The 15,822-nt window shown below is 72.3% G+C and carries 15 protein-coding genes; 9 read left to right on the forward strand and 6 right to left on the reverse strand.

What is annotated here, in order from left to right; all coding sequences use genetic code 11:
* Nucleotides 1-80: 80 nt before the first annotated feature.
* Nucleotides 81-1,511 (reverse strand): APC family permease, encoded by a 1,431-nt coding sequence (locus AADR41_RS18425; RefSeq protein ID WP_342282505.1) that lies wholly within the window; start codon nt 1,509-1,511, stop codon nt 81-83.
* A complete protein-coding gene (locus AADR41_RS18430; protein ID WP_342282506.1) occupies nt 1,508-2,656 on the reverse strand; it encodes a Zn-dependent alcohol dehydrogenase in 1,149 nt (382 codons plus the stop codon). The genes AADR41_RS18425 and AADR41_RS18430 overlap by 4 nt, the downstream gene beginning before the upstream one ends.
* 217 nt (nt 2,657-2,873) lie before the next feature.
* Between AADR41_RS18430 and AADR41_RS18435 the strand changes: the two genes are divergently transcribed.
* Nucleotides 2,874-3,458, forward strand: a complete 585-nt coding sequence (locus AADR41_RS18435) for a helix-turn-helix domain-containing protein (RefSeq protein ID WP_342282507.1) — start codon at nt 2,874-2,876, stop codon at nt 3,456-3,458.
* 38 nt (nt 3,459-3,496) lie between these two features.
* Here the strand turns inward: AADR41_RS18435 and AADR41_RS18440 are convergent, their stop codons facing one another.
* On the reverse strand, nt 3,497-4,588 hold the full coding sequence (locus AADR41_RS18440; protein ID WP_342282508.1) for a DnaJ C-terminal domain-containing protein: 1,092 nt from the start codon (nt 4,586-4,588) through the stop codon (nt 3,497-3,499).
* Entirely contained in the window at nt 4,588-4,968 is a 381-nt protein-coding gene (locus AADR41_RS18445; RefSeq protein WP_342282509.1) for a DUF192 domain-containing protein, read from the reverse strand. Before AADR41_RS18445 ends, AADR41_RS18440 begins: the two co-directional genes overlap by 1 nt.
* A 102-nt stretch (nt 4,969-5,070) precedes the next feature.
* On the opposite strand from AADR41_RS18445, the gene AADR41_RS18450 reads away from it, so the two are divergent.
* The 3 genes from AADR41_RS18450 to AADR41_RS18460 all read left to right on the forward strand — a co-directional run bounded on the left by AADR41_RS18450 (nt 5,071) and on the right by AADR41_RS18460 (nt 7,283).
* The gene (locus AADR41_RS18450; protein ID WP_342282510.1) at nt 5,071-5,877 is read left to right on the forward strand and encodes a prepilin peptidase; all 807 of its coding nucleotides are present in this window, start codon (nt 5,071-5,073) and stop codon (nt 5,875-5,877) included.
* A gap of 69 nt (nt 5,878-5,946) precedes the next feature.
* Nucleotides 5,947-6,753, forward strand: a complete 807-nt coding sequence (locus tag AADR41_RS18455; RefSeq protein WP_342282511.1) for a class I SAM-dependent methyltransferase — start codon at nt 5,947-5,949, stop codon at nt 6,751-6,753.
* 68 nt (nt 6,754-6,821) lie between these two features.
* Nucleotides 6,822-7,283, forward strand: coding sequence for a hypothetical protein (locus tag AADR41_RS18460; protein WP_342282512.1), 462 nt, complete (start codon nt 6,822-6,824; stop codon nt 7,281-7,283).
* Nucleotides 7,284-7,335: 52 nt separating this feature from the next.
* Here AADR41_RS18460 and AADR41_RS18465 read toward each other — a convergent pair whose 3' ends face one another.
* Nucleotides 7,336-8,487, reverse strand: a complete 1,152-nt coding sequence (locus tag AADR41_RS18465; protein ID WP_342282513.1) for a winged helix DNA-binding domain-containing protein — start codon at nt 8,485-8,487, stop codon at nt 7,336-7,338.
* A 51-nt stretch (nt 8,488-8,538) separates the two neighbouring features.
* Here AADR41_RS18465 and AADR41_RS18470 point away from each other — a divergent pair, with 51 nt between their 5' ends.
* A complete protein-coding gene (locus AADR41_RS18470; protein WP_342282514.1) occupies nt 8,539-9,066 on the forward strand; it encodes a hypothetical protein in 528 nt (175 codons plus the stop codon).
* 215 nt (nt 9,067-9,281) lie between these two features.
* Here AADR41_RS18470 and mgrA read toward each other — a convergent pair whose 3' ends face one another.
* Complete coding sequence (gene mgrA, locus AADR41_RS18475; RefSeq protein WP_342282515.1) at nt 9,282-10,322, reverse strand: L-glyceraldehyde 3-phosphate reductase; 1,041 nt, start codon at nt 10,320-10,322, stop codon at nt 9,282-9,284.
* Nucleotides 10,323-10,522: 200 nt separating this feature from the next.
* Here mgrA and AADR41_RS18480 point away from each other — a divergent pair, with 200 nt between their 5' ends.
* From AADR41_RS18480 to AADR41_RS18495, 4 genes are all read left to right on the forward strand, one after another.
* Nucleotides 10,523-11,284 carry an isoprenyl transferase gene (locus AADR41_RS18480; RefSeq protein ID WP_342282529.1) on the forward strand — a complete coding sequence of 254 codons (762 nt, stop codon included), beginning with the start codon at nt 10,523-10,525 and terminating at the stop codon, nt 11,282-11,284.
* A gap of 453 nt (nt 11,285-11,737) precedes the next feature.
* A complete protein-coding gene (locus tag AADR41_RS18485) occupies nt 11,738-13,060 on the forward strand; it encodes a PhoH family protein (protein WP_342282516.1) in 1,323 nt (440 codons plus the stop codon).
* A gap of 390 nt (nt 13,061-13,450) precedes the next feature.
* Nucleotides 13,451-14,164, forward strand: a complete 714-nt coding sequence (locus tag AADR41_RS18490) for an aggregation-promoting factor C-terminal-like domain-containing protein (RefSeq protein ID WP_342282517.1) — start codon at nt 13,451-13,453, stop codon at nt 14,162-14,164.
* A gap of 144 nt (nt 14,165-14,308) precedes the next feature.
* Complete coding sequence (locus tag AADR41_RS18495) at nt 14,309-15,772, forward strand: AI-2E family transporter (RefSeq protein ID WP_342282518.1); 1,464 nt, start codon at nt 14,309-14,311, stop codon at nt 15,770-15,772.
* The last annotated feature ends 50 nt before the right edge of the window (nt 15,773-15,822 follow it).

Consider the following 15,822-nt stretch of genomic DNA (forward strand, 5'->3'; position numbering starts at 1 on the left):
AACCCGGGCCCAACGGGCGATGCCCCGCCCCGCCGCGAGGTGCGCGGGGGGCAGGGCATCGGCAGGGGGACGCGGCCGGGTCAGTCCAGGTCGTCCGCGAACGTTCCGGCGCGCTCGGCGACCTCCGGTCTGCGGACCCGCAGGACGGCGAAGCCGACGATGCCGACGACCAGCGCGCCGACGAAGACGTACGGCAGCACGTTCAGCGGCCAGGCCGGGGCGGGCCACAGGTTGCGGTAGAAGACATAGACCATCGCGGCGGCGCCGATCAGCCCCAGGCCCCAGGTGAGCAGCAGGCCGCGGGCCCCGATCCGGCGTACGAACAGCGGCGCGGCCAGACACACCAGGGTGTAGCTGAGCATGTAGCCGAAGACACCGATGGTGTCGATGTACGTCGTCGCGTTCAGCGGTTCGGTCCCGGCGCCGACCACGAGCACCGCGGGCAGGGCGACGAACGGGGCGACGGCCCAGATGGCCGCGGACGGGGTCCGGTGGCGGGGGTGGGCGACGCCGAGCCGGGCCGGCATCACGCCCTCCTTCGCCATGCCGAACAGCAGCCGGGCGGCGACCGTGATGCAAGCCATCACCACGGCGACGAACGAGGCCGCGAAGCCCGCGTGCAGGAAGAACTTGAGGAAGCCGAGTCCGGACAGCTCCGCCAGTTCGTCCATCGGGTCGGTGCTCCTGGCCAGGGCGTCCGCCCCGCCGAACCCGGCGACCTGTGCGTAGGTGGCGAACATGTACAGCACACCTGCCAGCACCGCGCTGCCCATCACCGAGCGGGGGATCGCCTTGTACGGGTCGGTGGCCTCGGCGCCCAGCGACGCGGCGCCCTCGAAGCCGACGAAGCCGAGCACGCCCAGCACCACGGCGAAGACGACACCGTCGAGGGTGGAGCCGCTGAGGCTCAGCTGCTCGGTGTCGATGATGTTCCCGCTCTTGAAGAAGGCGGGGACCAGCACGACGACGATGAGGACGATCGACACGACCTCCAGTACGGAGGCGACCCGGGCCGCCGTCCGCACACTGGCGATGGTCAGCCGGATCGCGACGGCGGCCAGCAGCACATCGAGCAGGATCTGGCCGGGGATGCCGGTGAAGAGCCCGATGCCGATCTGGTCCAGGGCGCGCGCCGTGTAGTAGCCGGCCCCGGCGAGCGAGCCCGAGCCGATGCAGACCGCACCGATGAGCAGCGCCCAGCCGGTCACGAACGAGCCCGGGGCCCCGAGCGAGAGCCGGGAGAAGGCGTACAGCGAACCGACCCCGGCGCGCCTGCGGGCGAAGACGCAGATGCAGTACGCGATGGCGAGGACGGCGGCCATGGCCAGGAAGAACGAGAACCAGGCGCCGTTGCCCGCGGACGCCGCCATGCTGGCGGGGGCGAACGCGATGACGGCGCTGGGTGCGACGTTCGCGACGCTCTGCGCGCCGACCTCGAACGTGGAGACGGAGCGATGGGCCAGGCCGTCGGCCGGCTTCTCGGCGGTGGACTGCTTTCCGGCGGTGCTCATGTCCGGTCCTCCATCATCAGCAGCTGGCGCAGGGCGTGGCCGGCGGCGAGGTCGGCCAGTGCGTCGCCCGCCTCGTCCAGCGGACGCCGTGCCGAGATCATCGACTCCACGTCGAGTTCGCCCGACACCACGAGGTCCACGAGTGCCGGGATGTCCCGGGCGGCGTCGACCGAGCCGTAGTTGGAGCCGAGGATGCGCTGGTCGGCCTCGGCGAGGGCGAGGGGGTCGAAGCGCGCGGTGCGGCCGGCCGGCGGGAGGCCGACGATGACGGCGGCGCCGCCCTGGCCGAGGGCCGCGATGGACTGCTCGGTGGTCTCGATCTTGCCGATGGCGTCGAACACGTAGTCCAGGCCCTCCGGGACCAGGGCCCGCAGCGCCTCGACGACATCGCCGTCCCGGGCGTCGACCGCGTCCGTCGCGCCGAGCCGGCGGGCCAGCTCCAGCTTCTGCGGGACGACGTCCACGGCGACGATGCGGCCGGCCTTCGCCAGCCGGGCGCCCTGTACGCAGGACAGGCCCACGCCGCCGCAGCCGATGACGGCGACGGTGGCCCCGGCCTCCACACCGGCCGTGTTGCGGACCGCGCCGACCCCGGTGGCGATGGCGCAGCCGACCAGGGCGATGACGTCGAGGGGCGCGTCCTCGCGGACCTTGATCGCGCCGGAGGCGGGGACCACGACGCGCTCGGCGAACGAGGAGACGCCCAGGTAGTGGTGGGCCGGCTCGCCGTCGACCGAGAGCCGGCTGGTGCCGTCGTACAGCACCCCGCCGGGCGCCACGACCTCGGCGACCAGGCTGCACGCGGCGGGCCGGCCGGCCAGGCAGAAGCGGCAGGTGCCGCAGGAGGGAACCCAGGACAGCACGACGTGGTCGCCGATCTCCAGCCCGGTGACGCCCGCGCCGAGCGCGGTGACCACGCCGGAGCCCTCGTGCCCCATCACGACCGGGGTGGGGTGGTCCCACTCGCCGCGGATGACATGGAGGTCGGAGTGGCAGACCCCGGCCGCCGTCACGGCGACCTCGACCTCACCGGGGCCGGGCGGGGCCAGGGTGATGTCGGCGACGGTCACCTCCTGGCCCGGGGCGCGGAAGACGACGCCGCGCACGGTGCGCGCAGTGCTCTCTTGGAAGGACGGGGAGCTCATCGGCTTCCTCCTCGGGTGGTGCGGAAGGGGTGGGGAGCGCGGCACGGCCGCGGGGCGGCACAGCGGTCCGCCAGGGGCGCCTTGTTTAGTGCCATTAAACTTTCGTCAAGTTTTACAGCACTAAACTCGGTGGGTAAAGACCCTTCTGGTAACCCTTCCGACCTGCGTCTTCCCCCGGCCACCGCCCGTGAGCCCGCCGACAGGTAGCGTGTCCGCCATGCCCGAAGCTCCTGACAGCCACATGTCCACGATCGGCCCGAGGCTGCGTGAGCTCCGTCTGGCGCAGGGGCTGACGCTCGCCCAGGTGGCCGAGACGGCGGGCGTGACCAAGGGGTTCCTCAGCCTCGCCGAGCGCGGCAAGACCTCGGTCTCCGTCCCGACCCTGATCCGTATCTGCGAGGCCCTGGGCACCGGCATCGCCACCCTCTTCGACTACCCGGACCAGGACGTCGTCCGGGGCGGCGTGGGCGCCAAGCTGGAGATGGGCGGCCACGGCATCGAGGAGTTCCTGCTGACGCCCGCCGAGGAACGGCACGTCCAGGTCATGCGGACGATCCTGCGGCCCGGCGGCGGGTCCGGCGGCGCCTACAGCCTGGAGGCCGAGACGGTCTTCGCGTACCTGGTCCGCGGCACGCTGCGGCTGAGCGTGGACGGCGAGCCACGCCTCCTGGAGGCCGGCGACTCCACGACGTTCTCGGCGCGGGCCGCGCACGCCTGGGACAACCCCGGCGAGGACGAGGCCGAGGTCCTCTGGTCGATCGCCCCGGCGCTGCCGCTGTCCCGCACGAAGCTCCGGCCGTAGCCCGGCCCGCGCCGCAGCCCTCGACGGCCGGCTGTACGTCAGGAGTCGCGCGGGCCGCGCGTGTCCCCGCGCCGGGAGAGGTCGAGGACGAGCCGCCCCCGGCTCAGCCGCTCGACGGCGCCGGCCAGGATCTCCCAGTCGCCGGACGCGAACGTCCGCGAGTCCGCCAGATGCTGACGGCCGCTCCCGGGCCGGGCCGGAACCGCGTACAGCGCGACGACCGGATCGTGCCGGTCGCTGTCGAACTCCAGCAGGGCGATCTCCGGCCAGCGCAGCGAACGCGTGATCACCCAGGTACCGCGCCGGGTGCGGGAGCCCCGCTCCTCGTGCACGGTCACGCACTCCCGGTCCACGGTGATCCGGACGCCGTCGCCGGTGACGGTGACGGGGCCGGTGGCGCCGCTCCGGCCCGGCCGGGCCTCATCGGCACGGGGGGTGGCCACCCGTTCCCGCGCCGGGGGCGGTTCCGTGCGCGGCCGGGGCGGCGACGGGTGCGATCCCGGCCGCTGCCGGGCCACGATCCGCACGGTCAGCATCAGATCCCCGTCGGGCTCCGTCCTGCCGCCGGGCGCACCCCTGCCGCGGACCCGCAAGGTGCTGCCGTCCCGGACACCGCCGGGAATCCGTACGGTGACGGAGTGCCGGCCCGGCAGGCCCCGCCCGCTGCCCAGACACCGGACGCACCGCGCACGGGCGGTGCCGACGCGCACCCCCGACCCGCCGCAGCGCGTGCACAGGGTCCTGGCCCGGAACCCGACCGGCTTCGTGGCGCCGGCCCGCGCCTCCTCGGCGGTGAGCGCCAGCCGCGCGCGGACCGGACGGCCTCTCCGGCTGTCCCGGGTGGCCACATGACAGGCACCCAGGAAGAGAGCCGCGCCGAAGAGCACGCCCGCCCCGCCCATGACGCGCTCCCGCGTCATCGCCGCGTCGATGTCGCGCTGCGCGTACGTATGCGCGTCGGACGAGACGTCGCCGCCGCGGACCGTCCGGGTGACGCAGGTGTCTCCCGAGTGGATGCCCCGGCCGCCGCAGCGCACATGAGGATCGAGCAGCGAGGTCAGCCCCCAGCCGAAGGCCAGGACACCTACCACGACGGCCAGTACGGCTCCTGATCGCGTCCGGTTGCCCACTACCGGTCGGTCTCCTTCTGGTCGATCGCCACCCGCACCCCCGGACGGATCCCCCACTTCTCCATCGCCCCGGCCTCCGCCTCGATCACATGCCGGGCCCGCAGCCGGGGCATCCCCAGCCGGCCGGGCTTCATCGTGTGGACCGCCACCACCCTGAACTTCCGGTCCAGGTAAGCCACATCGATGGTGAACCGCATCCGGAAGCTGTGCACACTCCCGCACGGGGTGATCATCAGGGCGCCGTCGATCCCGTCCTGCCCCAGCAGCCCGCGACTCCGGGCCCGGTAGGAGGCCGCGATCCGCAGCGGTATCACCTCCTCCGGCCCGCCCTGTGCGTCGGTGACCGTCAACGTGCCTGTGCCATTGCGCCATTGAGCCATGGCCACGAAGGTAGCGGCAGGTGACCGCTCATGGGCCCCCAACGGCGGGCAGTGGGCCCCAGGACCCATGACCCGGGCCCGGCGCCCGCCTAGGGTCGGGCCGTGGACGCCATGCTGACAGTGCTCGCCGCACTCTGGGGCGCAGCGGCCGGACTGCTGGTCCCGCGCGCCGCCTACCGGTTCTCCGTCGAACCGGAGGACCCCTGGCGGGACACCTGCCCCGGGGGACACGCCCTGACCGGCGCCGCCCGCGGCTGGCTCGGCTCCACCCGGTGCGCGCGCTGCGCGGCCGTCCCGGTGCCCGCGACCGCGGGCGCCGAGCCGGAGGACCGGGGCGAAGACGCGGACCGTCCGCGAGCCGGCGCGCGCTACGCCCCCGGCGTCCTCGTCCCCGTCGTCACCGCGCTCGCCTGCGCCGTCCTCGCGGCGGCCACCGGGCTCCGCCCCGAACTGGCCGTCTGGCTGCTGATGGCCCCCGTCGCCGTACTCCTGGCGACCATCGACCGCCGGGTCCACCGGCTGCCCGACCGGCTGACCCTGCCCGCCGCCGGGGCCGTCGCCGTACTCCTCGGCGCCGCCGCGCTCCTCCCCGAGCACGGCGGATCCTGGACGTCCGCCCTGCTCGGCGGAGCCGCGCTCGGGGGCTTCTACTTCCTGCTCTTCCTCATCAACCCGAACGGAATGGGCTTCGGGGACGTCAAGCTCGCCCTGTCACTGGGCGCGGCCCTGGGCTGGTACGGCTGGGCCGTGGTGTTCGCCGGGGGCTTCGCCGGGTTCCTGCTCGGCGCGGTGTACGGGTTCGGGCTGATGGTCCTCAAGCGGGCCGGACGCAAGACCGGCATCCCGTTCGGCCCGTTCATGATCACGGGCGCGCTGCTCGGCATGCTGCTCGGCGCACTGGCCGCCTGACCCCGCCCCACCCGCGGCCCCGCCGTATTGAAGTCGCGCCGGCCGGCACCCGGCTGACACCATTCCCGTATGTCCGGAACCACCGAAGAAGCAGCAGCCGAAGCAGAGCGCGCACGATTCGAGGCCCTCGTCGCGGAGGCGGCCGCCGTCTCCGTCGACGGCTGGGACTTCTCCTGGCTCGACGGCCGGGCCACCGAGGAACGCCCCTCCTGGGGGTACGCCCGCGCCATGGCGGACCGGATGGGGCGGGCCCGGGCCGCGCTCGACATCCAGACGGGCGGCGGCGAGGTCCTCGCCTCCGTACCGAAGCTGCCGCCGCTCGCCGTCGCCACCGAGTCCTGGCCGCCGAACGTCGCCCGCGCCACCGCGCTCCTGCACCCGCTCGGCGCGGCCGTGGTCGCCGACCCGGACGAGCCGCCGCTGCCGTTCGGCGACAACGCCTTCGACCTGGTGGTCAGCCGGCATCCGGTGACCACCTGGTGGGAGGAGATCGCGCGGGTGCTCACCCCCGGCGGCAGCTACTTCTCCCAACAGGTCGGCCCGGCCAGCGTCTTCGAACTCGTCGAGTACTTCCTCGGCCCGCAGCCCCCGGCCGTCCGCACCGCGCGCGACCCCGGGGCGGCCCGGTCGGCGGCCGAGGCGGCCGGGCTGGAGGTCGTCGATCTGCGGGCGGAGCGGCTGCGCACCGAATTCCGCGACATCGGCGCCGTCGTCTACTTCCTGCGCAAGGTGATCTGGATGGTGCCGGGCTTCACCGTCGAGGAGTACCGGCCGCGACTGGCCGAACTGCACCACCGGATCGAGACCGAGGGGCCGTTCGTCGCCCACACCACCCGATTCCTGATCGAGGCCCGCAAGCCGGATGCCAAGGCCTGAGACGCACCCGCCGCTTCCGGCCCCGGGATGCGACCCTGGACGGTGAGCGCCTGGGGAAGGACTTGGCCATGAGGGTGGGGAACGAAGAGGACGCGCCGCGGGTCCCGCGGCAGGGAAGGGCCGACTGGCTCAGGGGGGCGCGGATCATCGGGGTGGTCGGGGTCTTCTACCGCCCGGAGGGACGGCTGGGGGAGCCGGAGGCCGTCGAATTCCTGCTGGCCGACGACCAGTCGGTGCTCCTGACCTGCGCGTCCGACGGGGCCCTGCGGGTCGGCCCCGGTGCCTGGCCACGGCTGCCCGACTGGTGCGTACCGTCGGGGCAGTGGGAGTTCACCACCGTGTCGAACCTGCCGGAGCCGCCGGACGGCGGCTGGACGGTCACCCGCACCGAGGAACGCGGGGACGAGAACGGGCAGGTCCGCGAGGCCGTCATCCGCTGCGAGGGGGGCAGCTTCGTGGTCGTCGGCGGCGACACCGTCGCGATCCGCTTCACCCGCGGCCACCGCGGCGCCCCGGCGGCCACCCAGTGACCTGAGCCGGAGACCTGCCGGACAGGCCCCGGACGTCCCGGGCGCATCCGCCCTACGCGTGCGCCCCCACCGTCACCTTGCCCACCGTCAGCTCCGCGTTCCCCTCCAGCACCGCCCCGACCCGCGCCACCTCCGCCTCCAGCTCCCGCAGCTGTCCGGCCGTCAGCGGGGCCAGCGGTTCCACGGTCACCGCGATCCGGCGGCCCGAACGCCGCTGGTGCCACACCCCGGCGGCCGTGCCGTCGACCAGCAGCACCGGGAAGTTCCCCGCCTGGCCGCCCGCCAGCGCCCGCGTGTACGCCGCGCCCGGGAAGAGCCGCTCGCGCGGCCGGGACGCGATGAGAAAGGCGTCGAAATAGGGGAGCAGCCGCACCCCGCGTACCGGCTCCGACGGGAAGTCGGTGTCGCCCGCCACCACCCAGGCCGGGCCGCCCTCGTACGTCACCTGCTCGATCTCCCCGCGCGCCGCCGTCCCCGCGAACAGCTCCCCGGCCCAACCGGAGGGCGCCGCGAGCCACTTCGCGAAGTGCGCGGGAGTCGCGGGTCCGTACGCGTGCAGATAGCGGCGTACGAGACCGGCGAGCGCCCCGGGACCGTCGAGCGGCACGACACCGGGGCGGGTGTAGGTGACCTTGCGGCCGCGATCCGGCCCGAAGCACAGCACCCCCCGGTGACCCGCCAGATGCAGCACCTGCCGCCAGCGCGGCCACATGCCCTGGAACGCGGGCATCACCGGATCGCCCGCCCACGCCCCGGCCCGCTCCACCACCGCCTCGGACAGCTCGTCGACGGTCAGCTCGGGCCCGGTCAGCGCGTCCCCGATCGCGGCGAGCACCGTCTCGACCTGCTCCGGCGTCATCCGGGCGTCCTTGGCGGACTGGGTGCGCCCGGCCGGCAGCGCGGACAACGCCCCCGTCCACAGCGGGAGCTCGTCCGTCGGCAGCAGATGGACGGTGCCCCGCGGCCCGAAGGTCTTGACCAGGGTGCGGTCCTTCCACAGCGCGTCGCGCACATCGGCACGGGTCAGGTCCGTGGCCCGCAGCCCGACGGACAACTCGGCGGCCGACAGGACCTGGGCGTGCGCGGCCGGCAGCGTGGCGACCACTTCGGCGGGGGTGCGGCTGCCGGGGCACACGAGCCCCTGGCGTGCCGTCCGGCGGGCGTTCGCGGCGGTCCAGGTCACGGTTGTGGTTCGGCTCGTCATGACGGGGAAACTACCGGCCCATCAGGTCAGGTCCTGTCCCATACTCGGCGCATGACCTCTGCGAGACGCACGGCCCGGACACTCGCCGCAGCGGCGGCACTCGCCCTCGCCCCCGTACTGGCCGGCTGCGGCACCGAGCACGCCGGTACCGGCGCCGCGGACGCGGCTCCCGGCACGGACGGCGGCCCGCCGGTCCGGGGCGACTCCTCGGTCGACGGCAGCGACGCCTCGAAGTACCGGGAGAACCACGCCTTCCAGTCCACCGCCGAACTCTCCCCGGCCGACCGGGCCGAGGCGGACGCCGAGGTGGCGAGGGTCAAGGCGGGTCTGGCCGGGATCGCGGAGAGCCGCAGGGCCACCGAGCCCCGGATCCGGGCGGCCCTCACCGGACTGGGCTACAGCTCCGGCGCCGTCACCACCGGCACCTTCGGTCCGCACCGCAACACCTTCGTGCTCGACCTCGGCGCCATCTGCGTCGAGGGCTCGCTGGACGGCGTGGTCAACGGCCTGGTCACGGCCGAGGCGCACGGCAAATACCTCGAAGGAACCGGCTGTGTGAAGCCGGTCGGCGGGCACTGAGACGTCAACCCGGTGATGCGCGCAACGGAGTCCGGTGAATCCGGAGAGTGATTGTGGAGTGGCGTGGCGCCCAGCATCACTTACGAAGGGTTATGGTGGAAACCCCCCCTCGGGCCGGTCCGTATCCCCCCCCACGGACCGGCCCGTTTTTTGTCCGGACCACGGCGCCGGACCGCGGTGCCGGACCGCGGCGCCCCGCGGGGCCGCCCGTCCCGTCAGCTCCGTCCGGCCCAGATGTTGGTGCCCGCGGTGTCCACGGCGAAGGCGTCGATCTCCGTCAACTCCTCGGCGGACAGCGGCTGTCCGGCCAGCGCAGCGACATTCTCCTCCAGCTGCTTCACGCTCGACGCACCGATCAGCGCGGAGGTCATCCGGCTGTCGCGCAGCACCCAGGAGAGCGCCAGCTGGGCGAGCGACTGACCGCGTCGTCGGGCGATGTCGTTCAGCCCGTTCAGCCGGCGCACCACCTCGTCCGAGAGCAGACCGGGATCCAGCGACTTGCCCTGGGTGGCGCGGGACCCCTCCGGGATGCCCGTCAGGTACTTGCCGGTGAGCAGCCCCTGTGCGAGCGGCACGAAGGAGATGCAGCCCATGCCGGCCGTCTCCAGGGTGTCGAGCAGGTCGTCGTCCTCGATCCAGCGGTTGATCATCGAGTAGGACGGCTGGTGGATCAGCGCCGGCACACCCATCTCCTTGAGCAGCCCGGCCGCCTCGGCGGTCTGCTCCGCGTTGTACGAGGACACCCCCGCGTACAGCGCCTTGCCCTGCCGGACGGCGGAGGCCAGCGCCCCCATCGTCTCCTCCAGCGGGGTCTCCGGGTCGAAGCGGTGGGAGTAGAAGATGTCGACGTACTCCAGCCCCATCCGCTTCAGCGAGGCGTCCAGCGACGACAGCAGGTACTTGCGGGAACCCCACTCGCCGTACGGGCCGGGGTGCATCTCGTACCCGGCCTTGGTGGAGATGATCAGCTCGTCCCGGTACGGGGCGAAGTCCTGGCGGAAGAGCTTGCCGAAATTGAGCTCGGCGGAGCCGGGCGGCGGCCCGTAGTTGTTGGCCAGGTCGAAGTGGGTCACGCCGAGATCGAAGGCGCGGCGCAGGATCGCCCGCTGGGAGTCCAGCGTGCGGTCGTCACCGAAGTTGTGCCAGAGGCCGAGGGAGACGGCGGGGAGCTTGAGGCCGCTGCGGCCGGTGCGGCGGTACTCCATCGAGTCGTAGCGCGATGGGGCGGCCTGGTAGGAGAGAGGAGAATCAGTCACGTTTCTCTCCTTATCACGGACTTGTGACAGGCCGGGTTGGGCCGGTACGCCGCCCGAGCAGTAATGTGGCGGCTTCGGGGACTGCCACGGCACGGCGGGGCAACGGACTCTGCGGACCCGTGCGGCGATCCCCAGGGGGACGACCCCGGACCCCGGGAAAAGGGGCGGGCGGGCCCGCACGGAACCGAGAGGTGAACTCAGTGAACTTGCGCGACCTGGTGTACGGGCTCTACGCGCGCCGGGTGGACGCCCGCCTCGACCACACCCAGGTGCCCAAGCACATCGGTGTCATCCTCGACGGCAACCGGCGCTGGGCGAAGGCGTCCGGCGGCACGGCCGCGCAGGGCCACCAGGCCGGCGCGGACAAGATCAAGGAACTTCTCGGCTGGTGCAGCGAGACGGATGTGGAAGTCGTCACGCTCTGGCTGCTCTCCACGGACAACTTCGACCGGCCCGCGTCCGAGCTGACACCCCTGCTCGGGATCATCGAGAACACCGTGCGCGACCTCGCGGCCGACGGCCGCTGGCGGGTCCACCACGTCGGCACCCTCGACCTGCTGCCCGCCCACACCCAGACGGTGCTCAAGGAGGCCGAGCAGGCCACGGTCGACGTGGACGGAATACTGGTCAATGTCGCCGTCGGCTACGGCGGCCGGCAGGAGATCGCCGACGCGGTCCGCTCGCTGCTGCTGGACCACTCCGCCAAGGGGACCTCGTTCGAGGACCTGGCGGAGATCGTCTCCACCGACCTGATCTCCGAGCACCTCTACACCCGGGGCCAGCCCGACCCGGACCTCGTCATCCGCACCAGCGGCGAGCAGCGGCTGTCCGGCTTCATGCTCTGGCAGACCGCGCACTCCGAGTACTACTTCTGCGAGGTCTTCTGGCCGGCCTTCCGCAAGGTCGACTTCCTCCGCGCACTGCGCGACTACGCGGCCCGCGGCCGCCGCTACGGCGGCTGACCCTCCGCCGGACGGCCGTCCCCGGCCCGGCCGGCATCTCCGGCACCGGCATTTCCGGCCCCCTGGCACCTCCGGCCCGTCCGGCATTTCCGGCCCGTCCGGCGCTCCAGGACGGAACCGCGCGGGCGATGCGCCCGACCCCACGTGTCCGGGGCACAACTCCCAGCTCACCCCGCACGCCCAGGTCGGCATGGCTTCGCGTGTTCGAGGGAATACCCCTGACAGGTCGACGTCCGGTCAAAAACCAGGCGGACGTCGTGTCCAAGTGAGCGGCATGGAGTCCGCTCGCCCGGGAGGCCCTTTGCACACGAAGGACCGTACGAACAACGCGGCCGACGCGGAGGGCCGGTACCCGGCCCGTGCTTCGGGGCCCGAACCCGGCCCGTCCTCTCCCATTGGGATGCTCCGCGACACCGTCGCACCCCAACCTCGTCCGAGGGGGTACGTCCTTCCGTGGTGACCAGCACAAAGCGCCGCATGTCCGACAGGCGCACCTACGTTCTCGACACCAGCGTCCTGCTGGCCGATCCCAACGCCATGGCCCGGTTCGACGAGCACGAAGTGGTGCTCCCGATCGTCGTGGTCACGGAACTGGAGGCCAAACGGCACCATCCGGAGCTCGGCTACTTCGCCCGGCAGGCCCTGCGCCTGCTGGACGACTTCCGGGTCCGCCACGGCCGGCTGGACGCCCCGATCCCGCTGGGGGATCTGGGCGGGACGCTGCGCGTCGAACTCAACCACTCCGACCCCGGCGTACTGCCGGCCGGCTACCGGTTGGGGGACAACGACTCACGGATTCTCGCGGTCGCGCGCAATCTCCAGGCCGAGGGGTACGACGTCACCGTCGTCTCCAAGGACCTGCCCCTGCGTATCAAGGCGTCCTCGGTCGGCCTCCTCGCCGAGGAGTACCGCGCCGAACTCGCCATCACCGACTCCGGCTGGACCGGCATGTCGGAGGTCCCGCTCTCCGGCGAGCAGGTCGATCTGCTCTACGGAGAGGAGACGCTGTACGTACCCGAGGCCGCCGAACTGCCCGTGCACACCGGACTGGTCCTCCAGTCCGAGCGCGGCAAGGCGCTCGGCCGGGTCACCGCCGAGGGCAACGTGCGTCTGGTCCGCGGCGACCGGGAGGCCTTCGGCATCCACGGCCGCAGCGCCGAACAGCGCATCGCCCTCGATCTGCTCCTCGACCAGGACGTCGGCATCGTGTCGCTGGGCGGCCGGGCCGGCACCGGCAAGTCGGCGCTGGCGCTCTGCGCCGGCCTCGAAGCCGTCCTGGAGCGCAGGCAGCACCAGAAGGTGATGGTCTTCCGCCCGCTGTACGCGGTCGGCGGGCAGGAACTGGGCTATCTCCCCGGCACCGAGGCCGAGAAGATGAGCCCCTGGGCGCAGGCCGTCTTCGACACGCTCTCGGCGGTGGCCGGGCGCGAGATCATCGAAGAGGTGCTGGGGCGCGGGATGCTGGAGATCCTGCCGCTCACCCACATCCGGGGCCGCTCGCTGCACGACGCCTTCGTGATCGTCGACGAGGCGCAGTCGCTCGAACGGAACGTACTGCTGACCGTGCTGTCCCGGATCGGGGCGAATTCCCGGGTGGTGCTCACGCATGACGTGGCCCAGCGGGACAACCTCAGGGTCGGCCGGTACGACGGAGTCGTCGCCGTGGTCGAGAAGCTGAAGGGCCATCCGCTCTTCGCGCACGTCACCCTCGCCCGCTCCGAACGCTCGCAGATCGCCGCGCTGGTGACCGAAATGCTGGAGGAAGGCCAGATCTGATACGGGATACGACAGTTGGTGCCGCCCGGCGAGCGAAGCAGCTTAGCCGGGCGGCACCGTGCTGCGGCACCATTTCCGTAAATCACTTGCTCCAAACGAGGTGTGAGCTTTCACACGCAACGGAGAATTGCTTACCGGTGTGCCGTTCCGGCAGAGTCTTGCTTCCGTCAGGCCCCGCATACGGCACACCCGCACCTCCACAGGTGCCACGCACCACACAACTCAACAATCGCCGTCCGTATGCCGCCCGCGAGCACCACGCGGCGCTCCTTCCGGGGAGTCGCCCACCGGGCCCGTGCCTCCCGTGACCCAGGCAGTAGGGAGGCCAGCGTCAGGGGCACGATTGCGTCCGCGAGGTCACCTAAGCGGGCGATGCTGGAAGGACACCGTGTGAGCCGGATCTCGGTCCGGGGGTTCGCCGTGGCATCTGCCACTGCCGTGACCACCGTTGGCGCCGTCGTAGGCGTTGCATCGGGCAGCACCCCTGCTGTCGACGACAACAACTTCGAGGCGACCGCAGCCGACACCACGCTGCTCGCAGACATCCCCGCGGGCCAGCAGGCCCAGGTGCAGACCGCCTCGCTGACGCAGCAGGCCGACGCCCAGGCCTCCGCGGCCGATGCCGCCGCGAAGAAGTCCGTGGAGGAAGCGGCCCGTATCCAGGCTGCCAAGGACGCCAAGTCGAAGAAGGCGGCGGCCGAGGACAAGCTGGAGAAGGAGCGCCTGGAGAAGAAGAAGAAGGACGAGGCCGAGCGCGCCAGCCGTTCTTCGGTCCGCAGCGCCTCCTCCTTCGCGGCGAAGGGCTCGTACACCGTCGCCGAGATCCAGGCGATGGCGCGTCAGATCGTGCCCGCCGACCAGTTCCAGTGCTTCAGCAACATCGTGAACGTCGAGTCGAGCTGGAACTACCGGGCGAGCAACCCGTCCTCCGGTGCCTACGGTCTCGTCCAGGCGCTCCCCGGCTCGAAGATGGCCTCGGCCGGGGCCGACTGGATGACCAACCCGGCCACGCAGATCAAGTGGGGCCTCAACTACATGAACAGCGGCCGCTACGGCAGCCCGTGCGCCGCCTGGTCCTTCTGGCAGGCCAACCACTGGTACTAGAACCCGGAATCTCCCGAGGTTCGCGTTCCTCTCGCGCGGAGCCCCCCACCGTCCTACGGTGGGGGGCTCCGCGCGTGTACGGTCGGTCCGAACCGTCCAGTGGGGGAGCGGTGGGGAGAGAAGACTGGGGGAAGAGGAACGATCATGTCGAAACTTCCGGGGTGGCTCGGCCGGCTGGGTGCCGAACTGACCGAGCTGGGCGACCGGCTGGAGCAGCGCAGGGACGAGGCCGCCGGGCACAACGCCGGGCGGACCGGGCTGCCCGGGGCCGGTGACGCCTCGTCGGCCGGGGACGTGCCCGCACCCGCCGCGGACGTTCCGGCCCCGGCGGTGCGCGACGCGGGCGAGCAGCGCGGTGCCGCGGCCGAACACGTGCCGCCGCCGCCCTCGTACGCCCCCTCCGTCGCCGCCCGGCCCGATCCGGTCGCGGCGATTCCCTGGGGGATGCGCGTCGCGGCCGAGGCGGGCTGGCGGCTGCTGGTCCTGGCGGGCACCCTCTGGGTGCTGATGCGGGTCATCAGCGCCGTACAGCTGGTGGTGCTGGCGTTCGTCGCCGCGCTGCTCGTCACCGCGATGCTCCAGCCGACCGTCGCCCGGCTGCGCGGCTACGGGCTGCCGCGCGGCCTGGCCACCGCCGTCACGGCGGTCCTGGGCTTCGTCATCATGGGCCTGGTCGGCTGGTTCGTGGTCTGGCAGGTCATGGACAACATCGACACCCTCTCCGACAAGGTGCGGGACGGTATCGAGGAGTTGAAGCACTGGCTGCTCGACAGCCCCTTCCATGTCACCGAGCAGCAGATCAACGACATCGCGAAGAACCTCAGCGACACCATCGGCACCAACACCGAGCAGATCACCTCCGCGGGACTGGAGGGCGTCACCGTGATGGTGGAGGTCCTCACCGGGATACTGCTGGCGATGTTCTCGACGCTCTTCCTGCTGTACGACGGAAGGCGCATCTGGCACTGGGTGCTGAAGCTGGTGCCGGCCCAGGCCCGGCCGGGGGTCGCGGGCGCCGGTCCGCGCGCCTGGCGGACGCTGACCGCCTATGTGCGGGGCACCGTCATAGTGGCGCTGATCGACGCGATCTTCATCGGGCTCGGGATCTTCTTCCTCGATGTGCCGATGGCGGTGCCGCTGGCCGTCTTCATCTTCCTCTTCGCCTTCATCCCGCTGGTCGGCGCCGTGATCTCCGGGGCGCTGGCGGTGGTCGTGGCGCTGGTCACCGAGGGGGTGTTCACCGCCCTGATGGTGCTGGCGGTGGTCCTGGCCGTGCAGCAGATCGAGGGCCATGTGCTCCAGCCCTTCATCCTGGGGCGCGCGGTGCGGGTGCATCCGCTCGCCGTCGTCCTCTCGGTCGCCGCGGGCGGCATGATCGCGGGCATCGGCGGCGCGGTCGTCGCGGTGCCGCTGGTCGCGGTCACCAACACGGTGGTCGGCTATCTGCGGACGTACGGGCAGGAACAGGCGCTGAGATACGCGCCGTCCCCGCGCGGGGCGACCGCGGTCGATGTCGCTCCGACCCCCGCGCCGGGCTCACCGCCCGAGGACGGCGGCCGGGGCGACGGCGAGGACGGCGCCGGCGGCGGTACGAAGGGCAGTTCCTAGGCCCACGGGCGCAAAGGGAGAAGGGCCCCGGGGACGGTCGGTCGTCCACG

The organism is Streptomyces sp. CLV115 (assembly GCF_038448545.1).
In the GTDB taxonomy this organism is placed as follows: domain Bacteria; phylum Actinomycetota; class Actinomycetes; order Streptomycetales; family Streptomycetaceae; genus Streptomyces; species Streptomyces sanglieri.

Excerpts from the sequence above, each read along its gene's own strand:
- AADR41_RS18425 (WP_342282505.1), bottom strand. The coding sequence starts at position 1,511 with ATGAGCACCGCCGGAAAGCAGTCCACCGCCGAGAAGCCGGCCGACGGC.
- AADR41_RS18430 (WP_342282506.1), bottom strand. The coding sequence starts at position 2,656 with ATGAGCTCCCCGTCCTTCCAAGAGAGCACTGCGCGCACCGTGCGCGGC.
- AADR41_RS18435 (WP_342282507.1), top strand. The coding sequence starts at position 2,874 with ATGCCCGAAGCTCCTGACAGCCACATGTCCACGATCGGCCCGAGGCTG.
- AADR41_RS18445 (WP_342282509.1), bottom strand. The coding sequence starts at position 4,968 with ATGGCTCAATGGCGCAATGGCACAGGCACGTTGACGGTCACCGACGCA.
- AADR41_RS18455 (WP_342282511.1), top strand. The coding sequence starts at position 5,947 with ATGTCCGGAACCACCGAAGAAGCAGCAGCCGAAGCAGAGCGCGCACGA.
- AADR41_RS18460 (WP_342282512.1), top strand. The coding sequence starts at position 6,822 with ATGAGGGTGGGGAACGAAGAGGACGCGCCGCGGGTCCCGCGGCAGGGA.
- AADR41_RS18465 (WP_342282513.1), bottom strand. The coding sequence starts at position 8,487 with ATGACGAGCCGAACCACAACCGTGACCTGGACCGCCGCGAACGCCCGC.
- AADR41_RS18470 (WP_342282514.1), top strand. The coding sequence starts at position 8,539 with ATGACCTCTGCGAGACGCACGGCCCGGACACTCGCCGCAGCGGCGGCA.
- AADR41_RS18495 (WP_342282518.1), top strand. The coding sequence starts at position 14,309 with ATGTCGAAACTTCCGGGGTGGCTCGGCCGGCTGGGTGCCGAACTGACC.